The organism is Streptomyces sp. NPDC006265 (assembly GCF_040613555.1).
GTDB lineage: Bacteria > Actinomycetota > Actinomycetes > Streptomycetales > Streptomycetaceae > Streptomyces.
Genome location: NZ_JBEXSH010000785.1, coordinates 1 through 4,377, shown reverse-complemented (window position 1 = coordinate 4,377; position 4,377 = coordinate 1). Strand labels below are relative to the sequence as shown.

The window sequence follows — 4,377 nt, the reverse complement described above, 5'->3', positions numbered from 1 at the left end:
CTGCACGTCGGAGATCTCGAACGCCGCGATCATCTCGTCGGTACCGAAGACGTCCTGGTCGGCCGAGAGGGACCAGCCGAGCAGGGAGAGGTGGTTGAGCGTCTTGGGGCGGACGATCAGTGTTCCGGCGGCCATGATGATCCCGCCGATGAGGCTGGTCTGGGCGACGCCGTGGGCGAAGGCCTGGTGGACGGCGTCCACGGCGGCCTGGGCCTGCTGGGGCCCGGCGGAGGGATCCTGCGCGACCCGCTCCGCGACGGCCAGGCCGGCGCCGACCGAGTCCTTGGCGGTCTCCATCGCCTCCGCCGGGAGCCGGTTGCCCACCAGGTCGGTCAGCTCGTCGCGGTAGGCCGTGCCCAGCAGCGAGCCCAGCACCGCGATGCCCAGCGCCCCGCCCAGCTCGAGCGCGGTGTCGTTGACACCGCCGCCGACGCCCAGCTCGGACTCGGGGAAGGAGCCCATGATCGTGTCGGTCGCCGGGGAGATGGCCAGTCCGAGCGCGAGGCCCAGCATCATCAGCGGCATCAGGAAGTCCCCGTACGTCGACCCCTTGTCGATCTGGGTGAGCAGGAACATGCCCGCCGTGCCGACGGCCAGGCCGGTCACGACCATCACCCTCACCCCCAGCTTCGGGGCGAGCACCCCGGTCACCGCGGACCCCAGGAACACCGCACCGCCCAGCGGCAGCAGCCGTAGGCCCGTGTCCAGGGCGCCGTAGCCGAGGACGAACTGCAGGAACTGCGTCGAGTAGTAGATCACGGCGAACATGCCGAAGAAGAAGAACATCACCGCGAGCATCGAGCCGCTGAAGGGCCGCAGCGCGAACTTTCGGACGTCCAGCATCGGGTGCGGGTGCCGCAGCTCCCAGGTGACGAAGGCGACCAGACCGGCACCGGCGACCACGGCGGCGGTGACGGGGCCGGCGCCCCAGCCGGAGTGCGGGCCCTCGATGGCGGCGTAGATCAGGGAGCCGACGGAGACGATCGACAGCAGACCACCGACGTAGTCGATCCGGCCCATGCCCTCCGCCCTGGACGGCGGTACCAGGGCGAGCGCGCCGAACACGGCGAGGACGGCGATCGGCACGTTGATCAGGAAGGTCGAGCCCCAGGCGTGGTCCTCAAGCAGCCAGCCGGAGACCAGCGGGCCGACGGCCACCGCCACCCCGGAGGTCGCGGCCCAGGCGGTGATGGCCTTGGCCCGCTCGCTCCGGGGGAAGGTCGCGACCACCAGGGACAGCGTGGCCGGCATCACGACCGCGGCACCCACACCCATGATCGCGCGGGCCACGATGACCAGCGAGGTCTCGTCGACCATGCTCCCCATCACCGAACCGCCGGCGAAGATCAGCAGACCCAGCACCAGCGCGCCGCGCCGGCTGTACTTGTCGCCGATCGCGCCCAGCACCAGCATCAGCGCCGCGTACGGAACGGTGTAGCTGTCGACGACCCACTGCAGATCACTGCTGCTCAGGCCCAGGTCGGTGGTCATGTCGGGGGCGGCGACGATCAGCGACGTGTTCGCCATCACCGTGATCAGCAGGCTCAGGCACAGCACGAGCAGCGCCCACCAGCGCCGCGCGTAAGGCCCGGTCATCTTCTCCACGGGGGTGTTCGCAAGGAAGGGCATCAGTAACTCCTGAGAGGGACGGGGCGGACGAGCGGGAGCACTTGATTGCCATCGTGTGGCGTCATGTTCTGCTCCGGAGCGCTCAGTGGCTCGGGGCAACCGCCAGTTCGCGCAGGCGAGCATTGTTCTGCAGCGCCCACCGCATGGTCCGCGGTGGGCGCCCGAGCAGGGTTTCCAGTTGGTCGGAGAGGACGTCGTACCGCCCGCCGGCGATCAGCCTGGTCTGGATCCTCAGGTGCGCCGCCACATGCCGGGCCGCAGCCGGGTCGCCCAGGGCCTCCTGCAGGACGGTCTCGTCAATGAAGGCCTCGTTCCAGGCCTCCACTTCCTCAGGGATGTAGACGACCTGGCGTCCCAGCGCGGCTGCGTAGTCCTCAGCGAACCCGTACATGTCCTTCAGCTGCGGGCCGGTGAGCGCGTAGGACTTCGAGATGTGCGGTGCGGGGTCGACCAGCATCTTCACGCACACCTCTGCCAGGTCGTGAACGGCGATGGGCGCGAGCCGCTGGTTGCCGAAGGGCAGGCGCAGTTCACCGTTGCTCAGCGGGCCCAGTAGCATCCAGGTCAGGACGGGGGTCTCGGCGAACAGGGTCGCACGCACGTTGACGGTCGGGATGCCGGACCAGTCCAGCACCTGCTCGCAGACCCAGTGCGCCCGCTGCTGCGGTGACCAGTCCGTGACCAGTCCGCCGAGCCAAGAACGCCGCTCCTCATCCGGTGTGGTCATCTTCTCGAGCGTCATGTACGACTGCTCGTAGTTGGACATGTTCACGAAGGCCTCGATGTCGCCCTGGGCTCGCGCCGCTGCGGCCATCAAGGTGAGGGCATCGGCGTAGTACGGCTGCGCGCTCATGCTGAAGTAGATGCGCCGGACACCCTTCAGTGCGGCGGCCACGTCCGCGAGTTTGAGCAGGTCGCCGACGAAGACCTCGGCCCCGGCCGCGCGCAGCGACTGCGCGCGTTCGTCGTCCCGTCGCACGAACGCGCGCACCGGGTGGCCCTGTTCGAGCAGCATGTCGATCATCACCCTGCTCACGCCACCGACTTGGCCGCCGGCGCCGGTGATCAGAATGGGATTGCGTTCCGTCATTGTTGTGTCCTCCATCTGGTGGGCGTGGGTCGGCCGTTCAGGAAGCCGAGGATGTGAAGTCGTCAAGGCGGGCGAGGAAGTCGATGAGGGTGGCGTTGACCTCGGCGTGACGCTCCTGCTGCCTGATTGCCGGGCCTGACTGATAACCATCTGGAAACTGATCAGTTTCCAGATGGGAAAACAGATCGATTGCCTCACCGATGAAGGTGAGGCGAGTGGATGGCGGGCTGAGATCTCAGGGATTCGAGATCATCGTGTGGCTGCTTTGGGGCTTCCCTCGGCGATCTGCTGGAGGGCCGCGTCGGTGTCCGCGGTGGCGAGCATCCTGTTGATGTCGGCGCCGGCCAGTGCGCCGGCCGCTGCGGACGCCCCGACCTGGGCGACCAGATCGGTGACGTTGCCGGCCACCCACACACCCGCCACCTCGGTGGTCCCGGCCAGGCCGGAGGCGAAACCGCGGCCCGTCGGCAGGTCCCGCACCGGCAGGCCCAGACCTTCCAGGCCCTGGGTGCGGGCCTGCATCGGCGAGGCGACCGCGAGGACGCGGCGGGCCACGACCTGGCCGTCGGCCAGGCGCACCCCGGCGAGGGCACCGTCGGCGTCGTTGACGACCTCGGTGACCGGGGTGTCGATGACGCGGATGCCGCGGGCGGCGAAGCGGGCGCGGCTGTCCTCGTCCAGGTCGGTGCCGTGGGTGAAGTAGGTCAGGTCGTCGGTCAGCTGACGGAACAGATACGCGTGGTTAATGGAGGCGGGGCCGGTGGCGAGGATGCCGATGGGCTCGTCGCGCACCTCCCAGCCGTGGCAGTACGGGCAGTGCACCACACTGTGTCCCCAGTGCTCGGCGAGTCCGGGCACCTGAGGCAGCACATCCTTCAGGCCGGTGGCCACCAGGATGCGGCGGGCGGTGATGTGGCGGCCGTCGGCCAGGGTGAGGGTGAACCGCAGGTCCCCGTCCGCCGACGGGGCGGCAGGCTCGGCCGAGACCACCTCGCCGGACACGACGCGTCCGCCGTACTGGCGCACCTGCTCCCGGCCCCGTCGAAGGATCTCGGACGGCGGGGTGCCGTCCAGGGCGAGGAGGCCGTGCACGGCCTCCGCAGGCGCGTTGCGCGGGGAGCCGCTGTCGATCACGACGACCGAGCGGCGGGAGCGGGCGAGGATCAGTGCGCCGTTCAGCCCCGCGGCGCCCCCGCCGATCACCACCGCGTCGACGGTCCCCTCGGCCAGTGCGTCGCTCGCGTACAAAGGAGTCGTCACAGCCATGGCCTCCTGCCTGTCCTTGTCAGTCATGATTGGGTCAACCCTTCGAGTTCTGGGCGGTTGGAGAGGGGCCAGCTGTTCAGGAAGCCCACGATGTGGTCGGCGACCGTCTTGGGCTGTTCGAGGTGCAGGAAGTGCCCTGCGCCGGGTATGACGACGCGTTCGAGGCCGTTCGTGAACAGGTCGTCCATGCCCTCGCTCAACTCCACGGACATGCAGTTGTCGTCGGCCCCGTGGAGGTAGAGCGAGGGGACGGTGAGGGCGCCGAACGCCCGGGCTTCCAGGGCTTGGGCCGCCTCGTCCGCGGGCGGCGGCGTGAACAACTGTCGGTAGTAGCCCAGGATCTCGGTCAGCACTCCGGGAGCACCCAGGGTTTCCTTGAGCGCGGCCCGCTC

At 69.2% G+C, this 4,377-nt stretch carries 4 protein-coding genes; all 4 read right to left on the bottom strand.

Translation table 11 applies throughout. The features are described 5' to 3' along the window. The coding region (locus ABZ281_RS39885; RefSeq protein WP_356662871.1) for an MFS transporter at positions 1–1,629 on the bottom strand (1,629 nt) is incomplete at its 3' end. Between the two features lie 82 nt (positions 1,630–1,711). Continuing rightward, positions 1,712–2,719: an NAD(P)H-binding protein gene (locus ABZ281_RS39880; protein ID WP_356662870.1), complete on the bottom strand. Its 1,008-nt coding sequence runs from the start codon at positions 2,717–2,719 to the stop codon at positions 1,712–1,714. Positions 2,720–2,968: 249 nt separating this feature from the next. Next, positions 2,969–3,985 carry an NAD(P)/FAD-dependent oxidoreductase gene (locus ABZ281_RS39875; RefSeq protein ID WP_356662872.1) on the bottom strand — a complete coding sequence of 339 codons (1,017 nt, stop codon included), beginning with the start codon at positions 3,983–3,985 and terminating at the stop codon, positions 2,969–2,971. A 23-nt stretch (positions 3,986–4,008) separates the two neighbouring features. Next, positions 4,009–4,377: alpha/beta hydrolase (locus ABZ281_RS39870; protein WP_356662869.1), on the bottom strand; the 369-nt coding region annotated here is incomplete at its 5' end.

Coding starts and splice junctions, on each gene's coding strand:
- ABZ281_RS39880 (WP_356662870.1), bottom strand. CDS start 2,719: ATGACGGAACGCAATCCCATTCTGATCACCGGCGCCGGCGGCCAAGTC.
- ABZ281_RS39875 (WP_356662872.1), bottom strand. CDS start 3,985: ATGGCTGTGACGACTCCTTTGTACGCGAGCGACGCACTGGCCGAGGGG.